Source organism: Streptomyces sp. NPDC048604, from assembly GCF_043199435.1.
GTDB lineage: Bacteria > Actinomycetota > Actinomycetes > Streptomycetales > Streptomycetaceae > Streptomyces.
This window is the reverse complement of sequence record NZ_JBICVX010000025.1, coordinates 33,791-55,693: the sequence shown is the minus strand read 5'-3', so window position 1 is coordinate 55,693 and position 21,903 is coordinate 33,791. Positions and strand designations below refer to the sequence as shown.

General features: G+C 69.2%; 22 protein-coding genes. 1 reads left to right on the top strand and 21 read right to left on the bottom strand.

Annotated elements, in window-relative coordinates:
• Positions 1 to 28 precede the first annotated feature (28 nt).
• The 5 genes from ACGFMM_RS34200 to ACGFMM_RS34180 form a co-directional block, all read right to left on the bottom strand.
• Positions 29 to 1,561 (bottom strand): polymorphic toxin-type HINT domain-containing protein, encoded by a 1,533-nt coding sequence (locus ACGFMM_RS34200; protein ID WP_393650406.1) that lies wholly within the window; start codon positions 1,559 to 1,561, stop codon positions 29 to 31.
• A 91-nt stretch (positions 1,562 to 1,652) separates the two neighbouring features.
• Positions 1,653 to 2,465, bottom strand: coding sequence for a hypothetical protein (locus tag ACGFMM_RS34195; RefSeq protein WP_393650405.1), 813 nt, complete (start codon positions 2,463 to 2,465; stop codon positions 1,653 to 1,655).
• Between the two features lie 59 nt (positions 2,466 to 2,524).
• The gene (locus tag ACGFMM_RS34190) at positions 2,525 to 2,719 is read right to left on the bottom strand and encodes a hypothetical protein (RefSeq protein WP_393650404.1); all 195 of its coding nucleotides are present in this window, start codon (positions 2,717 to 2,719) and stop codon (positions 2,525 to 2,527) included.
• A gap of 34 nt (positions 2,720 to 2,753) precedes the next feature.
• Entirely contained in the window at positions 2,754 to 3,614 is an 861-nt protein-coding gene (locus ACGFMM_RS34185) for a hypothetical protein (RefSeq protein WP_393650403.1), read from the bottom strand.
• 147 nt (positions 3,615 to 3,761) lie between these two features.
• Positions 3,762 to 5,513, bottom strand: coding sequence for a polymorphic toxin-type HINT domain-containing protein (locus tag ACGFMM_RS34180; RefSeq protein WP_393650402.1), 1,752 nt, complete (start codon positions 5,511 to 5,513; stop codon positions 3,762 to 3,764).
• Positions 5,514 to 5,757: 244 nt separating this feature from the next.
• On the opposite strand from ACGFMM_RS34180, the gene ACGFMM_RS34175 reads away from it, so the two are divergent.
• Positions 5,758 to 6,702, top strand: coding sequence for a hypothetical protein (locus ACGFMM_RS34175; protein WP_393650401.1), 945 nt, complete (start codon positions 5,758 to 5,760; stop codon positions 6,700 to 6,702).
• 1,235 nt (positions 6,703 to 7,937) lie between these two features.
• Here the strand turns inward: ACGFMM_RS34175 and ACGFMM_RS34170 are convergent.
• From ACGFMM_RS34170 to ACGFMM_RS34095, 16 genes are all read right to left on the bottom strand, one after another.
• On the bottom strand, positions 7,938 to 8,372 hold the full coding sequence (locus ACGFMM_RS34170) for a hypothetical protein (protein WP_393650400.1): 435 nt from the start codon (positions 8,370 to 8,372) through the stop codon (positions 7,938 to 7,940).
• Between the two features lie 29 nt (positions 8,373 to 8,401).
• On the bottom strand, positions 8,402 to 8,896 hold the full coding sequence (locus tag ACGFMM_RS34165) for a hypothetical protein (protein ID WP_393650399.1): 495 nt from the start codon (positions 8,894 to 8,896) through the stop codon (positions 8,402 to 8,404).
• Between the two features lie 259 nt (positions 8,897 to 9,155).
• Positions 9,156 to 9,926, bottom strand: coding sequence for a hypothetical protein (locus ACGFMM_RS34160; protein ID WP_393650398.1), 771 nt, complete (start codon positions 9,924 to 9,926; stop codon positions 9,156 to 9,158).
• A complete protein-coding gene (locus ACGFMM_RS34155; protein WP_393650397.1) occupies positions 9,904 to 11,916 on the bottom strand; it encodes a hypothetical protein in 2,013 nt (670 codons plus the stop codon). Before ACGFMM_RS34155 ends, ACGFMM_RS34160 begins: the two co-directional genes overlap by 23 nt.
• A gap of 183 nt (positions 11,917 to 12,099) precedes the next feature.
• On the bottom strand, positions 12,100 to 12,708 hold the full coding sequence (locus ACGFMM_RS34150; RefSeq protein WP_393650396.1) for a DinB family protein: 609 nt from the start codon (positions 12,706 to 12,708) through the stop codon (positions 12,100 to 12,102).
• A gap of 114 nt (positions 12,709 to 12,822) precedes the next feature.
• Positions 12,823 to 13,461: an OmpA family protein gene (locus ACGFMM_RS34145; RefSeq protein ID WP_393650395.1), complete on the bottom strand. Its 639-nt coding sequence runs from the start codon at positions 13,459 to 13,461 to the stop codon at positions 12,823 to 12,825.
• On the bottom strand, positions 13,461 to 14,051 hold the full coding sequence (locus tag ACGFMM_RS34140) for a hypothetical protein (protein WP_393650394.1): 591 nt from the start codon (positions 14,049 to 14,051) through the stop codon (positions 13,461 to 13,463). Before ACGFMM_RS34140 ends, ACGFMM_RS34145 begins: the two co-directional genes overlap by 1 nt.
• A 28-nt stretch (positions 14,052 to 14,079) precedes the next feature.
• Positions 14,080 to 14,733, bottom strand: a complete 654-nt coding sequence (locus ACGFMM_RS34135) for a pilus assembly protein TadG-related protein (RefSeq protein WP_393650393.1) — start codon at positions 14,731 to 14,733, stop codon at positions 14,080 to 14,082.
• Positions 14,733 to 14,963 (bottom strand): hypothetical protein, encoded by a 231-nt coding sequence (locus tag ACGFMM_RS34130; protein ID WP_393650392.1) that lies wholly within the window; start codon positions 14,961 to 14,963, stop codon positions 14,733 to 14,735. Before ACGFMM_RS34130 ends, ACGFMM_RS34135 begins: the two co-directional genes overlap by 1 nt.
• A gap of 227 nt (positions 14,964 to 15,190) precedes the next feature.
• Positions 15,191 to 16,339 (bottom strand): response regulator, encoded by a 1,149-nt coding sequence (locus ACGFMM_RS34125; RefSeq protein WP_393650391.1) that lies wholly within the window; start codon positions 16,337 to 16,339, stop codon positions 15,191 to 15,193.
• Between the two features lie 19 nt (positions 16,340 to 16,358).
• Positions 16,359 to 17,696 (bottom strand): sensor histidine kinase, encoded by a 1,338-nt coding sequence (locus tag ACGFMM_RS34120; RefSeq protein WP_393650390.1) that lies wholly within the window; start codon positions 17,694 to 17,696, stop codon positions 16,359 to 16,361.
• A gap of 67 nt (positions 17,697 to 17,763) precedes the next feature.
• Positions 17,764 to 18,648 (bottom strand): DUF5936 domain-containing protein, encoded by an 885-nt coding sequence (locus ACGFMM_RS34115; protein WP_393650389.1) that lies wholly within the window; start codon positions 18,646 to 18,648, stop codon positions 17,764 to 17,766.
• Between the two features lie 17 nt (positions 18,649 to 18,665).
• Positions 18,666 to 19,604 (bottom strand): type II secretion system F family protein, encoded by a 939-nt coding sequence (locus ACGFMM_RS34110; RefSeq protein ID WP_393650388.1) that lies wholly within the window; start codon positions 19,602 to 19,604, stop codon positions 18,666 to 18,668.
• A 63-nt stretch (positions 19,605 to 19,667) separates the two neighbouring features.
• On the bottom strand, positions 19,668 to 21,005 hold the full coding sequence (locus ACGFMM_RS34105; RefSeq protein ID WP_393650387.1) for a CpaF family protein: 1,338 nt from the start codon (positions 21,003 to 21,005) through the stop codon (positions 19,668 to 19,670).
• Positions 21,006 to 21,092: 87 nt separating this feature from the next.
• Positions 21,093 to 21,467, bottom strand: coding sequence for a TadE/TadG family type IV pilus assembly protein (locus ACGFMM_RS34100; RefSeq protein ID WP_393650386.1), 375 nt, complete (start codon positions 21,465 to 21,467; stop codon positions 21,093 to 21,095).
• Between the two features lie 2 nt (positions 21,468 to 21,469).
• The gene (locus ACGFMM_RS34095) at positions 21,470 to 21,880 is read right to left on the bottom strand and encodes a TadE/TadG family type IV pilus assembly protein (protein WP_393650385.1); all 411 of its coding nucleotides are present in this window, start codon (positions 21,878 to 21,880) and stop codon (positions 21,470 to 21,472) included.
• Positions 21,881 to 21,903: the final 23 nt, after the last annotated feature.

Sequence of the window (21,903 nt, the reverse complement as noted above, 5' to 3'; positions counted from 1 at the left end):
GCGGGGCCTCCGGGCCAGCGTATGGGAGCTACTTCAGGTAGATGTGCCGGTTCTCGACCACCATCGGCTTGCCGGGCTTCCGCGGGTTGGGCGCCAGCCGCTCGAAGTTCATGTGGGGGCCGCCGCCGTGCTGACCGGTGATGTCCGACTCGCCCATCCTGGCCACCCGCGTTCCGTCGGCGGAGATGTACCGTCCGCTGCCCGGCACCGTCTCCTTGTAGCCGGGGCCCAGCCACTTCTCGGCCGCGGTGAGCGCGTCGTCCGTCGGAATGCGGGTTCCGTCGACCGGGTGGCCGTCCGCGTCGTACTTGTTCTCGGACGTCCAGGGATCACAGGGGTTGTTGTTGTGGACGAGGACGCTCACGGCGCCGCGGCCGACACCGACGTAGTAGCTGTGCAGCCCGGCGACCGTCAGGTCGTGCGTGGTCTGCTGCCGCGTGAACCGGTCGACCTTCGCGACGGTCAGGGTCGCGCCGGACGGTACGCGCAGCAGGTCGCCGGACTCGATCTCGCCGGCGTCGGCCCAGCGTCGCTCGTCGACCAGCCAGAACGGGTGGGTGTCCGTGGCGGTGACCGTGCCGGCGGACGTCGTCAGACGGGTGAAGTCCTTGTCGTCGTGGGTGGTGATCGTCCGGCTGACGGTGCGCAGGGTCGTCAGGCCGGTGGCGGGGTCAGTGGCGAGAACCTGGTCACCGAGCCGTACCGACTCGATGGGGACGGACAGACCACCGGCGGCGAGGACCCGGGTGCCGGGCGGGAAGCTGTGCTTTGTCGGGCACTTCGTGGGCTCGTCGTCGGGCTTCTTCTCGTCGGGTTTGTCCTTCTTCTCCTGGTCGAGCTTCTTCTTCGCGTCGTCGAGCTTCTTCTGAGCGTCGGCGACCTTCTTGCGGTTGCTGATCAGGTCCTTGATGCCGTCGTACAGATCACCGCCGTGCTTCTTGAGCTTCTTGATCAGCTCGGCGGCCTTCTTCCACTTCCACGGAGCGCCGTACTTCGCGGCCAGCTTCCCGATCGCACCACCGATGAGACTCGTGAGGATGTTGATGAGCGTCTCGGTGCAGGCGCCCATGTCGCCCTTGGTGATGCAGTCGAAGGCGTCCTTGATCCCGAGTTCCTCGGCCAGGATCTTCGCGAGCTCCTTCGCGGCCTCCTTGGCCTTGTCGCCCGCGTCCTTCTCCGCCTTCTCGGCGTCCTGAAGCTCCTTGACCGCCTTCTCGTAATCGATCTGCGCCTGCGACTTCGGCTTCTCGCCACCGTCACCGGCCGGCTGATCGCCACCGTCACCGTTGCCGTCGTCCGCCTGGTCGTCGGCACCGCCACCACAGTTGTCGCCACCGGTGACCTTGCACACCGCGGTCTTGAAACTGCCGGCCAGCTCCGGGCCCATGTTGGTCGCGAGAAGGGCGCCGACGATCGCCACCACGACCACGATCAGACCGACGTACTCCAACGCCCCCTGACCCGACTGCGACTTACGCAGACCGAGCAGACGAACGTCGGTACGCGGCATCAGCGCGCGAGCGCAGCGCCGGACCCTGCGGAACCCCCGTGGCAGCGACATGCCTCGACTCTAGGGACAACTCCCCCCGGATTCATGGGCCCTGAGGCCCAATCAGGACTCAGCCGGCCCGTCGTCGCTTCCGCAGGACGCGTCAATCGGCCCACGTGCGGCGAGGGCGCCGGGTGCGCCACCAGCGGGCGTCGGCGGGCGCCGCCGGGTCCTCCTCGGTGAGCTCGCGGAAGAGCGCGTCGACCTCGGCGGTGGCGGCCGTCAGCCCCGCCGGATCCGGCAGCGCCGCGAGCTCGCGCTCGAGCGAGTCCCGAGCGTCCAGGTCCTCCTCGTACAGCTCCGGCAGGTAGCGCCCGGCCGGTGGCCAGCCGGCCGCCATGCGCCGGACCAACCGCTCCCAGCAGTAGAGCCGGCCGACCGGGCGCCCGGCGTAGAACGCCGAGGCGACGGGCGTCGCGATCACCGTCCCGCGGAGGATCTCGGCGAGCGGGGTCACCTTCGCGTCGGGGAAGGCCACGGACGGGTACTCGACGGCGTCGACCGTGTACACAGGCCGCTCGTCGTCCCACTCCTCTCCGTAGTCGGAGGAGACGAGCCGCATCCGGGTCACCGTGCCGCCGGGGTCGGCCAGCCACCACGTCTCCGGATCGATACGGTCGTCCGGGTACACCACGCCCGCCCCGGTCCGTGCGGCGAGGGCCGCCGCCAGTCGCGGTTCGCCTTCCGAGCCCTCGGCGCCCTCCTCGTCCCGTACGTACAGGCTGAGGCTCATCGCGAGGTCCCCGCGCAGGAAGTGGTAGGTGCACACGACGTCCGCCTCCCAGTCACGGGCGTCCATGTCGCCGTGCTCGTGGCACACGTCCACCCGCCCGACCGGCACCCCGACCGCGTCGGCGAGCGCCGCGGCGAGGACGGCGGGGTCGAGGAGCCGGCCGAGCAGCAGGTCGGCGATCATTCCTCAGGCTCCTTCCGCTTCGCGGCCGAGCAGGTACGTGGCCTCGGCCGGGTCCGTCGTCACGCCGAAGCGGAGGGACAGACTCTCGAGCGCCGTGCCCGGTAGTCGAACAGGTCGCCGTCGCCCAGCCGGCCGGGCTCCTCCCCCAGCTCCAGCAACGCGCAGGCCTCGTCGTCCGAGAGGCCCGCGAGCACCCGCCGGCCCCGGAACTCCCCGGCCGCGCGACCGAACTCCTCCAGGACCCACCGGGTCATCGACACCGCGGTCGGGGCGGCTGGGCCCGGCGCATCAGGACCAGTCGATGCGGCGGCCGTCGCGTTCGAAGGCCTCCTCGACGGCGGGCCAGTCCTCGACCCATTCGGCCTCGACGTCGACGGTGACGTCCGGATCGTCGGCGACGCGGATCATCACGCCCTCGGCATCCGCGCCCTCGGCGACCCCGTCGGCGAGGCGGTCGACCCGTACGTACCGGCCGGTTCCGCCGCCCTCCACGATGCGGCCGACGACGCCGTAGTGGGGCACGGCGTTCGCGTGCTTGGCGATGACGGCGGAGCGGTCGACGGTCGCGGTCACGCGGAGCGTGGGGGTCCGGTGCCACGCGGCGGCGACGGTCACGTACTGCCGACCGTCCTCGGCCGAGGTCGCGCGCAGTGCGGCCAGGTCCGGCCGGTCGCCGCCCGCCTCGATGGCCCGGACGTCGCGCTCCTGCGCCACCAGCTCGCGGGCGGCCAGATCCTCGCCCGCCTGCTCACCCAGTCCGGCCGCGAACTCCGCCGCCGACAGCGCGATCTGCGTCGCGCCCATCGGGTCGCCCCAGAGCAGTACCCCGAGCGCGGAGTGCACCACGTCGCAGGCCTCGGCGGCGAGCGAGTCGAGGTCGCCGCCGTCCTCCGGCATGGCGTCGAGGAGCGCCTGCAGCTCGTCGTAGACGGCGCTCACCTGCGCGTCGTCCACCGGCCCGGGCTCCCACAACAGTTCCAGGGCCCGGAACCACGGCTCGGGCGCGGCCTGCCCCGTCGACCCGGCGAGAGCCCAGAAGGCGACGGCCCCGGCGCGCTCCGCACAGGCCGCCACGAAGGCCGCGGCCTGCTCGGAGGAGGCCGAGAAGGCGAAGCCTGCCACGCTGTCCGACAGCTCCACGTCGCTCACTTCTCTCCCACTTCCGTCTTCCGTCGTCAGGGTCCGTCGTCGGGGTCCGTCGTCGGGGTCCGTCGTCGGGGTCCGTCGTCGGGGTCCGTCGTCGGGGTCCGCCGGGGGGCAGTCTAGGACGACCGCCCCGGGCGAACCGCTGACCGGCTACTTCTTCTTGGGCAGTGGCCCGTTGTCCGGGAACCAGAAGGTCCGCACTCCGGTGCCCTTGCCCGGCATCACATCGCCGGACACCTTGCCGCCGCCGCCGTTGATCAGCGGCTTGCACGTCTCCTTGCAGACGTTCCTCGACGCGCCGCCGGCGATCGGCTGACCGCCCAGCTTGTCGACGTACAGCAGGATCTTCTGCTCGGCGTGCGTGGCGCCCTTGAAGTTCATCAGGACGGGCACGTGGCCGTTGGCCTTCGCCGCCGCGATCTGCGCCGGGGACAGCTTCTTGCCGTTGCCGCTCAGCGCGACGAAGGTGCGCTCCTCCCACTCCCCCGTCGTGGGGTTCTGGATCCGGGCGCGGATCACCGCCGTCGTGTAGTCCTTCTCGGCGAACTCCTTGGCCTTCTTGCCGGCGTCGTCCTCGGCCTTCTTGATCTCGTCCTCGGACTTGCCCTCCTTCTGAGCTTGCTCGCGCGCCTTCTTCCGCGCCTCCTCGACCTTCTCCTTGACGAGGACTTCCTGGTAGTCGGACGCGGACTTGGCGTTGTCCTTCGCCAGGTCCTTCATCTGGTCCTCGGTGCGGGCCTTCGCCTTGTTGCAGTCGTTGTTGTGGACGAGGACGCTCACGGCGCCGCGGCCGACGCCGACGTAGTAGCTGTGCAGCCCGGCGACCGTCAGGTCGTGCGTGGTCTGACGCTGGGTGAACCGGTCGACCTTCGCGACGGTCAGGGTCGCGCCGGACGGTACGCGGAGCAGGTCGCCCCGCTCGATCTCACCGGCGTCGGCCCAACGGCGCTCGTCGACCAGCCAGAACGGGTGCGTGTCCGTGGCCGTGACCGTGCCGGCGGACGTCGTCAGACGGGTGAAGTCCTTGTCGTCGTGGGTGGTGAACGTACGGGTGACCGTGCGCAGGGTCGTCAGACCGGTGGCGGGGTCGGTCGCGAGGACCTCGTCGCCGAGCCGGACGGACTCGATCGGGAGGGACAGACCGCCGGCGGCGAGGACCCGGGTGCCGGGCGGGAAGCTGTGGCTGACGGGGCAGGTGGTCGGCTTGTCGTCCGGCTCCTTCTCGTCAGGTTTGTCCTTCTGCTCCTGGTCGACCTTCTTCTTCGCGTCGTCGACCTTCTTCTGGGCGTCCTGGACCTTCTTCCGGTTCTTGATCAGGTCCTTGATGCCGTCGTAGAGATCACCGCCGTGCTTCTTGATCTTCTTGATCAGCTCGGCGGCCTTCTTCCACTTCCACGGAGCGCCGTACTTCGCGGCCAACTTCCCGATCGCACCACCGATAAGACTCGTCAGGACGTTGATGAGCGTCTCGGTGCACGCCCCCATGTCGCCCTTGGTGATGCAGTCGAAGGCGTCCTTGATCCCGAGCTCCTCGGCCAGGATCTTCGCCAGCTCCTTCGCGGCCTCCTTGGCCTTGTCGCCCGCGTCCTTCTCCGCCTTCTGAGCGTCCTGAAGGTCCTTGACCGCCTTCTCGTAGTCGATCTGCGCCTGCGACTTGGGCTTGTCACCGCCGTCACCGGCCGGCTGATCGCCCGCGTCGCCGTTCGTGCCATCAGCCTGATCGTCGGTGTCACCACCGCAGTTGTCGCCACCGGTGGCCTCACAGACGGCAGTCTTGAAACTGCCGGCGAGCTCCGGGCCCATGTTGGTCGCAAGCAGCGCGCCGACGATCGCCACCACGACCACGATCAGACCGACGTACTCCAACGCACCTTGCCCCGACTGCGACTTACGCAGCCCCATCAGGCGTCCCTTTGTGCGCGGCACCCCCGCGCGCAAGCGACGTCGAACTCTCCGCAGACCCCGTGACAACGACATACACGTCACTCTACGTTCGACTGTTCTAGCTCACATGGGCCCAGGGACCCACGCACGCAGCGTCATGACGCGTCATCAACTCGACGCCAAACTCTCCCAGGAGGGCCGCCGCCCCACCCCTTATCCACAGGGGGTGCGGGATCGGGGACGCGGGTGGATCGTTACCGGCATGCGCGAACTCGACCTCACGGTGATGGCCCCGGGCGGAATCCTCCTGACCGCATGGGCCCTGGACGCCGGCGTACCGCCGAGCAGCCTCCGCGGTGCGCTGCGCGCCGAGGGCTGGCAGCGGCTGTGCCGAGGCGCGTGGGCTGTGCCGGGGAGGGAGGTGGACTGGAGGACGAGGGCCGTGGCGATACAGCTGCTCACCCCGGACCTCGTGTGCAGCCACCGCACCGCCGCCGCGGTGCTGCGCATCGAATTGCTGTCCGCGGGGCCCGAGTCCGGCCCGGACACCCTCGAGTTCGTCCACCCGCGCCGCTCCGCCGCCCGGCCCGGAGTACGGGTCCACTGCGCGCCCGGGCTCGCCGGGCGGGACCACGTAGTGCGCAGAGGGCTGCGGGTGACGACGCCGGCGCGTACCGTCGCCGACCTCATGCGCGCCGCCCGCTGCCGGGAGGAGGCCGTGGTGCCGGCGGACTCCGCCCTCGCGCGGCGTGTGGTCAGGGGCGTACGCCGCGACGCCCTGGTCGGCGCCGAGGCGGTGGCCGCCGAGCTGCGGGCCCGCCGGCCCGGCGCCCCGGCCGCGCGCAGATGGCTGCGCCTGGCCGACCCCGGCGCGGGCTCGCCCGCCGAGACGGTGGCCCGCCTCCACCTGCACGACGCGGGCCTGCGCCCCGAGTGCCAGCCCGTACTGCGCACACCGAACGGCCGCGCCGTACGACCCGACTTCTACTTCCGCGCCGCGGGCCTCGTCGTGGAGATCGAGGGCTACGCCTTCCACGGCACCCGCCACGCCCACGAACGCGACATCCGCCGCTACAACACCCTCGCCGGCTGCCCCGGCGTCCGCCGCATCCTCCGCTTCACAGGAGCCGAGGTATTCGGCCGCCCGGCTGGAGTGGTCGCCGCGGTCAAGCAGGCCCTCAGAGACCTGTCGGGCGAGGGCCCTTGAGGCGCAGGTCTGGGTTCCGGGGGCGGGGGGTTGCTCGTGGGCTTCTGGTGGGGCCGCCCTCTGATCGAGTGTGGCGACTGGAAGGGGAGCGTCAAGGGCGCTCCTCCGTCGCGTCGCTTCGCGATTCCGCTGACGCTCCACCCTTGACCCACCCCTTCCACCCGCTGTTTCACACTCGGAGGGCGGCCCGGGGGCCGGGCCCACGCAGGGGGCGCGGGGGTGCCTGAGCAAGTAAGGCGACCGGCCGTTGGGTGGGGGTCGGGGAGGCGCGGCAGTTGAATGGGGTGCCCAATGCCGTCTCGGCGACCACCGGCCGTCGCGGGGCGGAGCCGCATGCCCCACTGGTCAATGTCCGGTGGGGGGCGAAAGACGGGCGCGCGTACCAGTACACGTACCAGCAAGGGGCCGCCACCCACCGCAACACCCGCCCCACACGTGACGACCCGGAAAACACAAGGACACCCGAGCCCGCACAGAGCGGCCCGGCCAGCCCTGGGGAGCGAGGGGATGTCTTTCGAGTGCTCCCAACACCGAGGAGCGATACAGGAGAGACCGGCAGAGAACTCTGTGACTCACGAGACCCCGGCCCCCACTCCACACCCCCGAAACGTCCGACCCCCACCACCACACACCAGCCAGGGACGGGACTCCCCACCCCCACCGTCACACACGCAACACCCACCCCAGCCATCACCACCCACAGGCCCGAGGGGACGTCGCTGTCGTCGTTTCGATGGTCCAGACGCACCGGGACGGTACGGGAGCGACCAGACGAGACCCGTGTGACTCACGAGCTCCCGCACCCTTCTGCCGTGGCCCGAAACGACAGAGTCCGCTTCCTCCGCCCCCAACCGACCACCGGGCAATGATCAGCGGGGCATGCGCCCCACCCCGCGACCGCCGACAGCCGCCGAGACGGCAATGGGCACCCCACTCAACAGCCGCGCACCCCAACCCCCACCCGGCCCGCCGGCCGCCCCACAAGCCCGGCCGCAAAGGAGGCCCCGCGCGGACCCCCACCCCCGGCCGCCCTCCGAGTGTGAAAAGGCCCCTGGAGGCGCCGGGTCAAGGGTGGAGCGTCAGCGGAATCGCGAAGCGACGCGACGAAGGAGCGCCCTTGACCCGGCGCCTCCAGGGGCCACACTCGAAAAGAGGGCGGCCGCACCAGAAGCCCACCAGCGACCCCCGCCCCAAGTACCCCCCACCCACACCCCAAGCCCAACGGCGGCCCGCCGTCACACACCGGACCCCAAGGCCACCCACCAGGGCCGCAGCTCCCTGAACTTGGCTCCCATCACCGGGCCGAGGTGCGCCGCCAGCCCGCAGCCGGGCTGCCCCTCGTACGGGAGGTCGTCCAGGAACGACGTCACGATGACCGAGCACGCCCCAGGAACGGCGCTCCGGCTCTCGTCCTCCAGGAACGCGAGGACCTGCCTCCAGTCGGGACCGTCCGGGTCCCCCTCCCCCAGGTAGGACGAGACGGTCTCCTCGACGACGTCGACGGTGAAGAACACATGTGGGAGAACACCGTGCTCGCCGACGACATGCGCCTCGTACGCCTCCTCGAACCCCGGCACCTTCGCCACGAGGTCCTGTACAAGCCGCACGGCAGCCACGGCCCGTTCCGCCTCGCCGGCACCGGCACCGACTCCGGCACCGCCACCAGTCATGCGCCGGACGCTACCTCAGCAGAGGACGATCAATACCCCGATGGCCACGGCACGCGCCGCGGCCGCCGCTGCCACCACCAGCCACGCTCCCGCACCGCCGCACCGGACCGCGTCACCCGTCCCAGCAACTCCCCGCCGTCATCCTCCGTGTGGGCCCGGAACACCTCGTCGAGAGCGTCAGCGGCGCCGGCGAACGGGTCCCGCAGAGCGGGCGGCGCGGCGACCAGCCGCTCGGCCAGGGCGTCTCGCGTCCGCAGGTCCTCCAGGTACGACTCCTCGGGGTAGCGTCCCGTCGGCGCCCAGTCCCCTTCCAGACGCCGAACCAGCTTCTCCCAGAGCATGACTTCCTCACGCTCCCGGTTCGCCTGACTCTGCGCAGGCGCAACGCCGTCCGGGTCGGTCTCGGCCACGAACGCATGAGTGACGGGGAGATCGAAGCGCTCCGCCCAGTACACCTCGGGCAGCAATTGCACACGAGCACACGGCAGTTGCGGGATCGGCGCCTCGGCGGCTTCGACCGTCACCAGCCGCTCCTCGTCGCCCGTATTGCGCGATCCGGGCGCGGATCACCTGCCCGTCCGGCAGAGCCGCCCAGTACGCCGACGATGCGCCCGCATCCGCCCCCGGATAGAGCACGGTCGTCCCAACCGCGGTGGCAAGGCGCACCGCAGCCCCGTGCTCGTCGGGAGGGTCCGGGACGGCGCCGGTCATAGACACGTCCCAGGCCAGCCTCAGGTCACCGGACGTCGTCGTCAGTCCGGGACTACACGCCCAGCGGCCGCCTCAAGCATCAAAGCCGCTGTGCCAGTCGAGCACTTCGTCCAGCACATCCCGGAAGATCTTGCGACGGGTCAGGTCCCCTGTCTCGGTGTGGACCTCCGCCAACAGTTCTCCGAGCGGTTCGAGCGGCGCGGGTTCGCCATCCACGATCGTGTCGAAGACGTCGTCGTCGGTGAGTGTGAAGAATCGAGCGACCCAGGCGCCGAGCTCGGGGTCTTCAGGGGAATCCGGCACCTCTGTCCAGGAGTTACTGAGATGTGCAGCGGGGTGTTCCAGTAGCCAACCCACGTATCGTCCATCGGCAACGAGCAGGTCCAAGTCCTTGGCGAGGGTGAGCCGCGAACGAACGGACGCATCCTCCGAGAAGCCCTCCTCGGTCAGACAGACCAATGCCGAGCCGGAACGCTCACACCACCGCACGGATACCGGCGGTAGCTCGAAATCGCTTCCCGGGTCAACTGCGAGACGGACACCGACCCGAGCCACATCGAGCCAGGCACTCAGATCGGCCCTATCCTGAGCGACTCTCCCGGGAACCTGAAACCAGGCGCTCACCAGCGCGCCTGTACCCGAGGCGAAGCGCAGCTCATCGCAGGCGTCGGCCACCCACGACCCGGCACCGCTCGTCGCCAAGAGGTGCCGCTCGTGATCGTCCGCACTTCGGTAGGGCCCCGCGACGACCAACTGTTCACCGAATCTCAGGTCCACAGACAAGGGCATCGGGCCACCTGGCACTACACGCACAGGCATGTCACCGAGCATGATGTCGTCCATTTCGTTCCTTTTTCATCTCGATCCGCACACCGGGCGGAAGCGTGCCACCCTGCGGGGTGGGGATCTTTCCCTGGGCGATCATTTCCTCGGTGACCGGCTTCCCTGGATCAGTCGGAGATCCACCAAAGATGGCAGCTCCGCTGTCTCCTCGCGGGCCGGACCTTCCATAGCTGGTCACTACCTGACCCGCCCTGGGTCCCCTGCCTTCCACGATCACGATGTTGCCGTCCTTTTGGAACATAAGGCGGCCGCTGGTACCCGTCGAGGAGAACACCGCAGCAGGGTCGGCGAGGATATCGGTCTCCAGATCGTCGGGGAGCCGCCCGTGATAATTCGGCGCCTTGCGGGTCTTCCCCGACTGGGCACGTTCCACAATCTTCTCCGCCCGCCTCTTGTCACGGGCGGTCGCGGCATTCTCTGCCTCTTTCTTCGCCTCGTCCGCCTGCTGCTGCGCCTTCTGCGCTTCCTGGCAGGCCTGGCCCCTCTTGCCGCGTCCGGCCGCCAGGACGGCCACCTGACCCTCGACCGAGTCCCCGGCCATGATTCCCGTACCGGAGCCCGCAACCCCGAGGCTCGACCCACCACCGCCCCCGTACGGGACGAGGCGGCCATCACCTGCAGCAAGAGGGCAAGCCCCCTCCTTCGCGGCCCTCTCGGCCGCATCGTCAGCGTGCCGTTGGGATTCGTCGGCCGCCTTCTTCGCGCCGTCCAGATCGCCGGCCTTCGCCGCCCTGCGGGCCTCGCCGGCAGCGTCGGTCGCCTTCTGCAGAGACTCGCCGCCCCTACCCGCACCCATGCCCTTTTTATTGATCTTGTTGATCAGGGAGAAGCCCTTGCCAGCCTTCATGATGGGGAGGAACGTGGTGACGCCGTTGTAGACGAACTGGCCTCCGGCGCGGCCCCAGTTGCCGTCTTCGGCCGAATTCTTGACGTCGTCGTCGACGACCAAGTCCACCAGGCCGAGGGGGGTGAAGCGCCCCGTCACCTTCCATGCGCAGTTGTTCACGCCGCCGACGCTGAAGCCGGCCGATGCCTGCTTGCAGGCGTCGTACGTTTCCGCCCAGGGCCGTTTGATCTCGTCGAAGACGCCGGTCACGAGCTTGTCGGCCGTGTCGAGCGGGTCGTCGACCAGGCCCTCGATCAGCTGCTTGGGTCCGTCGTAGTACTCCTCGACGAACTTGTCCTTGATGCCGCCGCCGAACTCGGCCGCCTCGTCCTTGAACCAGTCGAAGCCCTTCTCCAAGGCGCCCCGGTCGTCCTCCTTCGGACGCGATGCGGGCTCAGCTTCGGTCGACGTGTTCGCGGGGTCGCTCCGACTTTCCGACGGCGCGCCGGCCGCGGCGTCGCCTGTGCCGGCATCCCCGCAGTCCGCGCCGATCACGCTGCAGACCACGGCGCGGAAGGACCTACCGATCTCGGTGTTGACGCCTGCCGCCAGCAGACCGCCGATCACGGCCACGACCACGACCAGCAGCCCGACGTACTCGGTCGATGTCTGCCCCCGGTCGCGCCGCCACATCATCATGTGGGGCAGCGAGAACTCCGGGCGTTCGGAGCGGTCTTCAGGTGCGAGCGCAAACCACTCCCGCACCTGCCGTCGGGTGACGAGCCAGGCGATCGCCGCCGGGAGAAGGAGCTGGGTGACGCCCCGCCACGAGCCCTCCGCCAGGAAGCCCAGCAACCTCCAGAACCACCACACCTGAACGCCCAGAACCGCCCAGGGAACCCAGCGGCCCCGCACCCACATGACCCGGCACAGCGCCGCCCCCACCACTGCCGGCAGCGCCGCGACCATCAGCGTCCCGGCCAGGCGGGCCGACATCTCGCCGCCCCCGAGCCAGACCGCCGACGTACCCAGCAGCGCCAATGCCGCCTGCGCGAACAACCCGGCCCGCGCCCACACCAACTGCCGCGGCATGCCCGCCCGCCGGTCGCGTCCCCCCGGCGGCCACATGCCGCTCAGCCCTGAATCCCCGCCCATGTAAGACATGGCCACGACACTAGCGAGGGAATTTGCAAATGCACATAGGCCTGTGGGCCCAATCATGGGCCCAGTCATGGGCCTCGCACCAAGGAAGTAGCAGTCTAGCCAGCACATTTGGATACTGATGCTGATGACTACACTCGGCGCAATCGCGCAATCAATGTGCGGTTGCCAAGGTCCTGTTGCAGGTCACACCCCGTCCGACGCCTCGCGTGCCGCCCGCTCCAAACGGTCGTGGTGGTTCTGCCACGACGTCGCGTCGCCGGGCGGCAGGCTGTCGTTGTCCGCCTTCCATCCGACCGCGCCGTCGGTGAGTTCGCGCAGGATGTCGGCGTGGCCCGCGTGCCGCTGGGTGTCGGCGAGCACCCGTACGAGGACGTGATGCAGGGTCACCTGCCGGCGCTCCTCCGGCCACCAGGGCACGAGCCCCGTCGCGTCGAGCGGCAGCTCCGCCACCGTGGCGTCCGTGTGCTGCCAGGCCTGGCGGTACAGGCCCGTGATCTGCTCCCGCGTCTCCTCTGGCGTCGCCCACATGTCGGCGTTGTCCTCGGCGGTCTCCCGGTACCAGGCCGGGGCCGGCCTCGACGCCTCGTCGAAGAACGGCCGCCCGAAGGTGTCCCCGAAGTACCCCAGCTCCACCCCGGACACGTGCTTGACCAGGCCGAGCAGGTTGGTGCCGGTCGGCGTCATGGGGCGGCGGACGTCGTACTCCGAGAGCCCGTCGAGCTTCCAGAGCAGGGCGTCGCGAGCGTCCTGCAGGTAGCGGAGCAGGTCCGACTTCATGTCCGAGTCAGTCATGCGCGGCAGTCTCCCACCCGCCACCGACAGCCTCGCGCCGCCGCTCAACGAGCCGGGGCCGTACGGGAGACATCCCGTACGGCCCCGGCCTTCAGGCTGCTGAACTCCGCGAGGTCACCCGCCGGCGCCGCGCTGGAAGGAGACCTCCACGCGACGGTTCTTCTTGCGGCCCTCTTCGGTCTTGTTGTCCGCGATCGGGTACTGCTCGCCGTAGCCACGGATCTCGTACGTGATCCCGGCGGAGGACAGCTCCTTCGCCAGCACCGTGTGCACGGCCTCGGCGCGCTGCTTGGACAGCACGTCGCCGTGCGCCGACGAACCGAGGTTGTCGGTGAAGCCGAACACGCGGACCTTCTTCGCGTCCTGCTTCTTGATCTCGGCCGCGATGGCCGCGATCCGGGCGTTCGCCGCGGAGGACAGCTTGGCGCTGTCCTTGCCGAACAGGACCTCCGCCTGGAGCGCGAACTTGATGTCGGTGTTCGTGTCCTCCCGACGCTCGTTGCCCTCCAGGTCCTCGACGACGGACTTGATGTCGAGCACCTTGGCGGGCGCGAGCGTGCCGCCCTCGGGGAGCTTGAGGTCGGGGTCGTTCGGGTCGATCTTCACCGGCGGCGTGGCGGACGCCGACGGGTACGGATTCTCATCGGCAAGAGCATTCGGCGCGGCCAGCAGGCCGAGAGCGAGCACCCCGGTGACGGCGACACCGGCCACGCGCACGGCCCTACGCCGGGTACGGGTCAGGGTCAGGGTCATCAGGAGATCTCAATCGTGCCGGTGGTGAAGCCCGGGAACGTGATGCCGACCTCGGTGGTGGAGGTGGGCGGCGCCGGGAACTGGGCGAAGAAGGCCAGGGACTCACCGGCCACGATCGAAGAGGTGTACTTCGTCGTGGTCAGCGGACGGTTGTCCGTGTCCCGCAGCACGTAGTACCGCTTCTTCTCCTTGGCGTCGGTCAGGGTCATCGCCGCGAAGGAGGGTCCCGTCAGCGCGACGTCCTGCTCCGGCCCGTTCCACTGGACCGGAGTGGTGAAGTCCTCGCTGCCCGTGTTCTTCATCTCGCCCGTGACCGTGAGGAAACCACCCGCGTCACGCTTGGCCTCGTGGATCACCATCTCAAGGCCCTTCTCGCCCTTGAAGGTGGCGATGACCTTGCTGCTGTCCGGGTAGGTCTTTCCGTCGCCGCTCTTGGACGGCTCGCCCTTCCCGGTGCCCTGGGACGCGGAGGTGTTCTCCTTGCCCGTGCCGTCGTCGCCGCCACAGGCGGACAGCGTGAACGTAAGGGCTGCCGCCAACAGAGCGGCCGCGCCGGCGCGACGCGTCGTCCTCACATGCCGAATGCTCATGACTGGTGTTCCTTTACTTCGCTCGCGGTCAGTCCTCGGCCAGGCGGACGTTGAACAGGTCCGCCATGCCCGGAAGGAGGTTCAGATTGCCTGGGTCGATCTCCCAGTCCTTGCCGTCACACTCGAGACCACCCAGAGTGGGCTTCTTGTCGTTGCCCTTGCCCTGGTCGTCGTCGTCCCCGTCCTCGGGCTTGGGCACCTCGGGGGGTTCGAAGGTGCAGCGGAACTCGACCACTGCCGTGGCCTTGGATTCCGCGTACTTCGTCTCCGTCCCCTCGACGATGCTCTTGCCCACCGACTTCGTCGCCTCGACGTCCACCGTCACGCCCCAGCGGCCGTCCCACAGTTCCCTGCAGTCGACCTGCCGGGCCTCGTTGGCCCGGGCGAAGCGCGGTGAACCCCAGCAGCCGTCACGCCGCTCGGGGACGTTGCCGTTGTTGAACAGAGCTGCCAGCCACGCCACGTCACGCGCGAGGATGTGCTCACGGAGAGCGTTGTCGAGGTCGTCCCGGGATTCCTGGGCCGCCGCAATCGCAGCGGCGTCGGCCGCAGTCTGTGTCTTGTTGCGGCTGACGTCCGCCTGACCGAACGCGAAGAACATCAACGCGAGAAAGAGCAGACCGACCACCGCTGCGATGTACAGCGGTGCGGCCTGCCCTGCCTCGCGGTGGAAGCGTCGCATTACTTGATGACGCTGTTGATCTTCTCCTTGAACTTGTTCGCGATGGTCTCGCCCATGTTCGTCTGCAGCAGCGCCGCGAGGATCGCGACCACGAGGATCGTGATGCCGACGTACTCCATCGCGCCCTGACCACGGTCCCGGCGCTTCTGCAGGGCGTCGACGCGGGTGTTCACCCAGGAGCCGACGTAGACCTTGGTGGTGGCGGCAGCCTTCAGCATGACGTCGTTCATGATGTTCCCCTCCGGGTTCGGCCGACCGCTTGCCGGCCGACTCTGCGTAAGTCTTCGTGTCGTTCGCGCTTCCGGCTTCCTCCTGGCCGGTCTCGCTGTCGACATGAGAAACGTACGCCGGGGCAACACCCTCGGGCATGGGCCTCAGGGCCCAACTGCGGTCCCAATCCGGGGATTGGGCCCTACGCTCGCTGCCGTGGGCCTGGGGGCCCACGAAGGTCGCGTCCTCAGACATGGCGGGACGCACCTCCTCGCGTCACGCCGTGCCAGATGGCGATGGCCTCGCCGCGGCTGCCGGCGTTGAGCTTGGCGAAGATGCGGTTGATGTGGTTCTTGACGGTCTTCTGACTGATGAAGCAGGTGGCAGCGATCTGCTGGTTGGTCATGCCCGACGCGATCAGGTCCATCACTTCCACCTCCCTCTGGCTCAGTTCGGACAGCAGGGCCCCGCTCGTCTGGGGACCCGTTGAAGACTGTCCCATATTCGCTTGCAAAAGCGAAGGGTTTTGCTGCGATTGTTGCGGAGCCGGAACGCCTCCAACCGCGTTCACCTGCGGGTTTATTGGCGGCATGGGTTGATGATGCCCGCTTGTGTCGTATGCGGGTGCAGACGGTTGCTGTGGTACGGCCGGCTGGTAGCCGGGGCCGGTGAACGCCGTGCCCAGGCCCTCCGGCAGGTGGTGCCCGCCCTGGGCGGGCACGCCGCCCCGCAGTTGCTCGATGAGCGCCTGCGACGCCGAATGGGTGAAGTGGGCCCGGCCCTGCTTGATGTCGCGCACCGCGGCGACCAGCTGGTCCGCGGTGAACTCGCCGTGGACGAGGTAGCCGCCCGCGCCCAGGCGCAGCGCCTCGTGCACGATCTCGCTCTCGCGGCTGTAGGTCATCATCAGCACCGGAGCGATCCGCACCAGGTGCGGCAGGGCCGATATGCCGTCCACGCCCGGCATGCGGACGTCCAGGAGGACCACGTCGGGCCTGTGCTGGACGGCCGCTTCGTATGCCTGTCGGCCGTCCGCGCCCTCCGCGACCACCTCGATGTCGTCGCGCCCGGAAAGCAAGACGGTCAGACCCGCCCGTACGACGGGGTTGTCGTCGGCGACGACGACCCGCAGCGGCGGGGCCGGGGTGGGAGGGTGCTGCGGCAGCGCCGGGAAGCCCCCGGAAGCGGCGGGGGCAGGGGGCGCGGACGGAGCGGGAACGGGCGATCCGGGAACGTGCGATCCGGACACCGATGGTCCGGAAACCGGTGTTCCGGAAACCGGTGTTCCGGCGGTGTGGGTCGAGCTGAGCGGTGACGGATGCGACGAGGTGTGCTGCGAGACGTGATGCTGCTGGGTCCAGTGCTGCCCAGAGCTGGGGGAAACGTCGTCCGGCATGGTTGCGGCCTCCTCTCTCTCAGAAGGTGGGGGACGTCAGGGAAGGAGTGACAACGTGCTGTGGGGGGAGCAGTCGGGCCCACTCCGGGCCCAGCGCGGAGATGGACAGTTCCAGTCGCACTTCGGTGCCTTGCGCGGCCCGGCCCTTGCCGATGCGGATGCGCGCGCCGATGGACGCGGCCCGCTCGACCATGCCGACGAGGCCGAAGTGCCCGGCTCGTCTGAGGTCGTCGAGCGTGGTGCCGGCCGGCAGGCCGGTGCCGTCGTCGTAGACGCTGATCCGCAGGACGTCGCCGACGATGCCGGCGGAGACCTCCACGTGCGTGGGACGGGCGTGCCGGTGCGCGTTCTCCATGGCCTCGCCCGCGATGGTCAGCGCATGGCGGGCGATGACCTGCGGCATCGGCGGGACGGGGATCGCGCCGAGGCGGCGGAACGTCGCCCGGAAGCTGTGGCGGCGCGAGAAGTCGGCGGTCCGCGCCTCCAGTTCCGTGAGGACGTCGACGCCTCCGTCGAGGCCCGATTCGCGGCGCAGGTCCGAGAGGAGTTCCCGGGACTCCGCCGCTGCCCGCCGGGCCGAACGGGCGACCAGTTCGGCCTGGTGCTTCACGGTGAGCGGGTCCATCCGCTCGACCGTGCTGGCCAGGCCGTCCGCCGCGAGCGCCAGACCGTGCAGGGTCTTCGCGACGGAGTCGTGCATCTCGCGGGCGAGCCGGGCCCGCTCCCCCTCGACCGCCTCGTTGACGGCCAGTCGGGCGCGGGTCTCGGTCAGTGCGGTGGACGCGGCGCCGAAGCGGAGCAGCAGCCCGCGCAGGGTGCTGCCGACGGCGCCGGCCATCAGACACAGGCCGACGAGCAGCAGCGCGGAGATGTCGGCCTCGGCCGGGCTGACGCCGTAGGCGGCGGCGAGCAGCGCGACCTGGCAGACCGCGAACACCGCGCCGCCCCGCCAGCTGTAGACCAGGCCGGCGAGGAGCGGCGTACAGATGGTGACGTACGCGAGCGTGGAGTTCGGCGACGCCGCGAACAGCAGCAGCGCGCCGAAGATCATGTCCACCGCGAGCAGCCACGGGTGCTTCAGGAGGAACGGGCCGAAGCGTTCCCAGTCCCGCAGCAGGGCGTACGAGCCCATGACCGTGACCAGGACGGCCGCTCCTATGAGCCAGCCGGCCAGACCGTGTTCGGCCTTGGCGAGGGCGAACGGGGTGGCGAGCGCCGTCATGGCGAGCCGGAAGCCGAAGAGCTGTCTGCACAGGGCCTGAAGTGCGTTGATCTGGATCGGAATGCCAGGTGCAGGTGCCGGCTCCATCGCCGGATGCGGCAGTCCGCCGCTGATACCGCCGGGCTGATTCGTCATGCGGTCGTCACCCCCTTCTCTCCCCTTCTCTCGTTCTCGTGTCGTGTCGTGTCGTGTCGCTGGTGGATCAGCCGAACATGGAGCCGAAGTCGACCTCGGAGGCGTAGTAGAAGCCCACGCCGATGAGGATCATCGTGGCCGGGAGCATGAAGCTGGTGATCAGCAGCGTCGCCTTCGGTACGGCCTTCGAGGCCTTCTGGCGCGCCAGCTGGGCGTCCGTGCGGCGCATGTCGTTGGCGATCTGGATCAGCGTGTCGACGATCGGGGCGCCGAGCTCCTCGCCCTGCTGGAGCGCGGAGACGAACATCGACACCTGCTCGGAGTCGTTGCGCCGGCGCAGTTCCTCGAACGCCTGGCGGCGGCCCATGCCCATGTCCATCTGGCGCAGGGTGATCTTGAGCTCGTCGGCCCAGGGGCCCTCGTACTTCTCGGAGACGCGCTCCAGCGCCTGGCGGAAGCCGAGGCCGGCGGAGACGACGACCGCGAGGACGTCGAGGAAGTCGGGGAGCGTGCGCTCGATGTCGTCCCGGCGCTTCTGCAGGGCGATGCGGAGCAGGAAGTCGACCCAGAAGAGGCCGTAGATCCCGAAGATGGCCGCGAGGAAGACCTGGCCGTTGATCAGCGTGGCGAAGGCCGCGGCGCCGCCCAGGAGGGTGTAGCCGGCCTTCCGTGCCGCGTAGCGGTTGACGGTCATGCCGTTGGGGTTGCCGGCGAGGTCGAGCTTCTTGCGCATCGCGTCGACGCGCTTCGGGCCCATGATCTTGTGCACACGCCCGACGTGCCGCTCACCGAGCTTGTCGATGATCGAACCGCTGGCCGAGGTGCGCGAGGAGCCGGACTCCAGGGCCGACACCAGGTCGCCGGGGAGCTTGGCGTCCGCGCGGTACATGCGTACGCCGTGGAACGCGCCCCAGACGGCGAGGCCTATGACAAGGGAGAGAATCAGATCCATGACAGCGTCCTCGCCCTTCAGGTACGGATCTTGGTGAGTCGGGTGATCAGGAAGAAGCCGGTGGCGTAGAGGCCGGCTGCGACGATCACCGCGATCTTTCCGGTGGTGGCCGCGGTCATGTCGTCGAGTGCGCCGTCGCGCATGCTGTCGATGATGAGCAGGAAGCCCATGCCGAGGAGCGGCACCATGACGGCGGTCATCTTCACCTGCGAGAGCAGCGTGTTGACCTCGCGTCGGGTCTCCTTGCGCTCCTCCAGCGTGTCGGTGAGGTTGCGCAGCGAGGTGACGATGGTGCCACCCGCGCGGCTGGAGAGGATCAGGGTCGTCATGAGAACGGTGAGTTCGCGGGACGGCAGACGCTCGCTCAGTTCGTTGAGCGCGTCCTCAAGGGAGTGGCCGACGGCGAGCTGATCGGCCACGCGCCGCAGTTCGGAGCGCGCCGGGTCGTCCATCTCCTCGCACGCCATGGCGATGGCCGTACGCAGGGCGAGGCCGGCCTGGGTCGCGTTGGCGAGGAGCCGGGTCAGCTCGGGGAGCTGGTTGATGAACGCCTCGGTCCGCTTGTTGATCTGCATGTTGAGGAAGGCGTTGCCGCCCCACAGGCCGATCGCGGCGGCCAGCAGGCCGAAGAACGGGGCGAAGATCGACGAGACGATGAAGTACAGGACCACGAGCACGGCCACGACGTACACGGCGTACTCGCCGGGCGTCATGTCCAGACCCGTGGCGGCGAGCTTGCGCTCGATGTGGTTGCCGAGCTTCGTGCCGCGCAGTCGGCGGTCGACCTTGCCGAACCGCCGGCGTCGGCCCACCCCCTCGTACTGTCCCGTCTGGGACATCCGCCGGTAGAGCTCCTCCTGGTGGGCCTTGCCCGACGAGAAGGTGTGCACGCCTATCACCACGAGCACGCACGCGGCGAGCGTGACTCCGATCGTCAGAAGCGGGAGTTTGTCCATGTCGGGCGGGAACCTTCGGGTGAGCGGCGGATGGGGGGACGTGGGGCGGGGCCGTCGGGCGGCCTAGGCCGACTTGCGCATGTTCAGCTGGTCGTCGGACTGGGCGACTCCGAACGCGGCGGGAATGGGCTCGCTCCTCATGTACAGCTTCTCGGCGATGCGACGCGGCAGCGGGTAGTACTCCCAGTGGCCGTAGATCCGGCCGTCGGCGGCCATGGGCTGGGCGTGGTACTTGCAGACCGAGACGATCCGGTAGTCCTCGCGGCCGTGCGAGTCGACGATGGCGATCTCGGTGATGCGGCGGGAACCGTCGGTGTGACGGGTCAGCTGGACGATGACGTCGAGGGCGCTGTTGATCTGGTCCTTGATCGCCACGAAGGGGATCTCGACCTCGGACATGGACGCCAGGGTCTGGAGTCGCATGAGCGCGTCCTCGGCGTTGTTCGCGTGGACGGTGGCGAGCGAGCCGTCGTGACCGGTCGACATCGCCTGGAGCATGTCAAGGGTCTCACCGCCACGGACCTCACCGACGATGATGCGGTCGGGTCGCATACGCAGGGAGTTCTTGACCAGGTCGCGAATGGTGATCTGGCCCTTGCCCTCGACGTTCGCGGGCCGGCTCTCCAAGGTGATGACGTGGGTCTGCTGGAGCCGGAGCTCGGCGGAGTCCTCGATCGTCACGATGCGTTCGCCGTCGGGGATCAGTCCCGAGAGCGCGTTGAGCAGGGTGGTCTTTCCGGTACCGGTGGCGCCGGACACGATCACGTTGAACTTGGCCCGCACCAGACCGGAGAGCAGCACCATCATGTGCTCGTCCAGCGAGCCCAGGCCGATCATCTCCGCGAGCGTGAACGCCCGGGGGAACCGTCGGATGGTGAGGATCGGGCCGGTCAGCGACAGCGGCGGGATGATGACGTTGACACGCTCGCCTGAGGGCAGACGGGCGTCGACCATCGGGTTCGCCTCGTCCACACGGCGGTTGACGGTCGACACGATGCGCTCGATGGTCTGCATGAGCTGCTCGGACGACGAGAAGCGCATCGGGAGCAGTTCGAGCCGGCCGCCGCGCTCGACGAAGACCTGGTCGGGGCCGTTGACCATGATTTCGGAGACGGACGCGTCCTCGAGCAGCGGTTCCAGGATGCCGAGGCCCAGGGCCTCGTCGACGACGCGCCGGATGAGCTGGGAGCGCTCGTTGGTGGAGAGGACGGGGCCCTCGCGGCTGATGATGTGGCCCAGGACCCGCTCCAGGCGGGCCCGGCGCTCGGCCGCCGCGAGCGACGACATCTCCGCGAGGTCGATCTCCTGGAGGAGTTTGGCGCGGTAGACACCGACGAGGAGGTCGCCCTCGTTCTGGCCACTGTTCGGCTCAGGGCTGTTGATGCGTGCCCTCAAGCTCATGTCGTCAACTCCTGGATGCTGCTGGATGCTGCTGGTCGTCTACTCGGTCGTGCGTACGGGGTTCACCTCGACGAGGCGTCGGAGGCATCAGTCCCTCGGCATCGTGGCGCTCTTCTCCGCGTCGCCGAAGCTGATGCCGGGTACGACTGACGGGACCTTGACCCGGACGGTCACGGTGACCTCGTCGCCCCAGCCGCTCCGGGTGATCCGGGCGCCGTTGTCCTTCTCCAGGAAGTCGGAGAGCGACTCACGGGCGGCCCGCTCGAACCAGACGTCGTTGCGCTGGTCGGACTGCGCGCGGGCGGCCGCCCGCGCGGCGGTGCCGGCCTGCTGGGCGGCGAAGACGCCGAGACCGAGCTGGATCACGAGGAGGCCGACGAAGAGCAGCAGCGGGGTCCAGCTGACCAGCTCGATCCCGGCCTGTCCGCGGTCGCGGTCTCGGCGCTGTGCACGGAGCTTCATCGTCAGTTCTCCCTCGCTGCCGCGGCGTCGCCCCGGACGTCGATGCCGATCCTGGGGCCGCCGGGGAAGAGGAGCGGGATCTCCAGTTCGACCTCGGCCTTGACGAGGTCCCCGTCGCGCCAGCAGTCGATGTCGGCCCCGCGCCACTGCTCCGGCAGGTCGTCCCGGCCGGCGTCCTCGCACGCCTGCTCGCGGCCGCCGGGCAGCCAGATGCGATCGGTCACCGTGCCCGCCCGTACGCCTTTGTCCGCGGCGTTGCCCGCCAGCGAGAAGGTGTAGCCGATGAGGGCGCACTGCCACAGGACGACCAGGACGAGCAGCATCAGCGGGAAGGTGCCCGCGAACTCGATGGAGGTCTGGCCCCGGTCATTCGACCGGAACCGTGCTCCCCTCTGTATCTCTGGTGAACCCATGACTCGACGTTCCCCCTTGAATG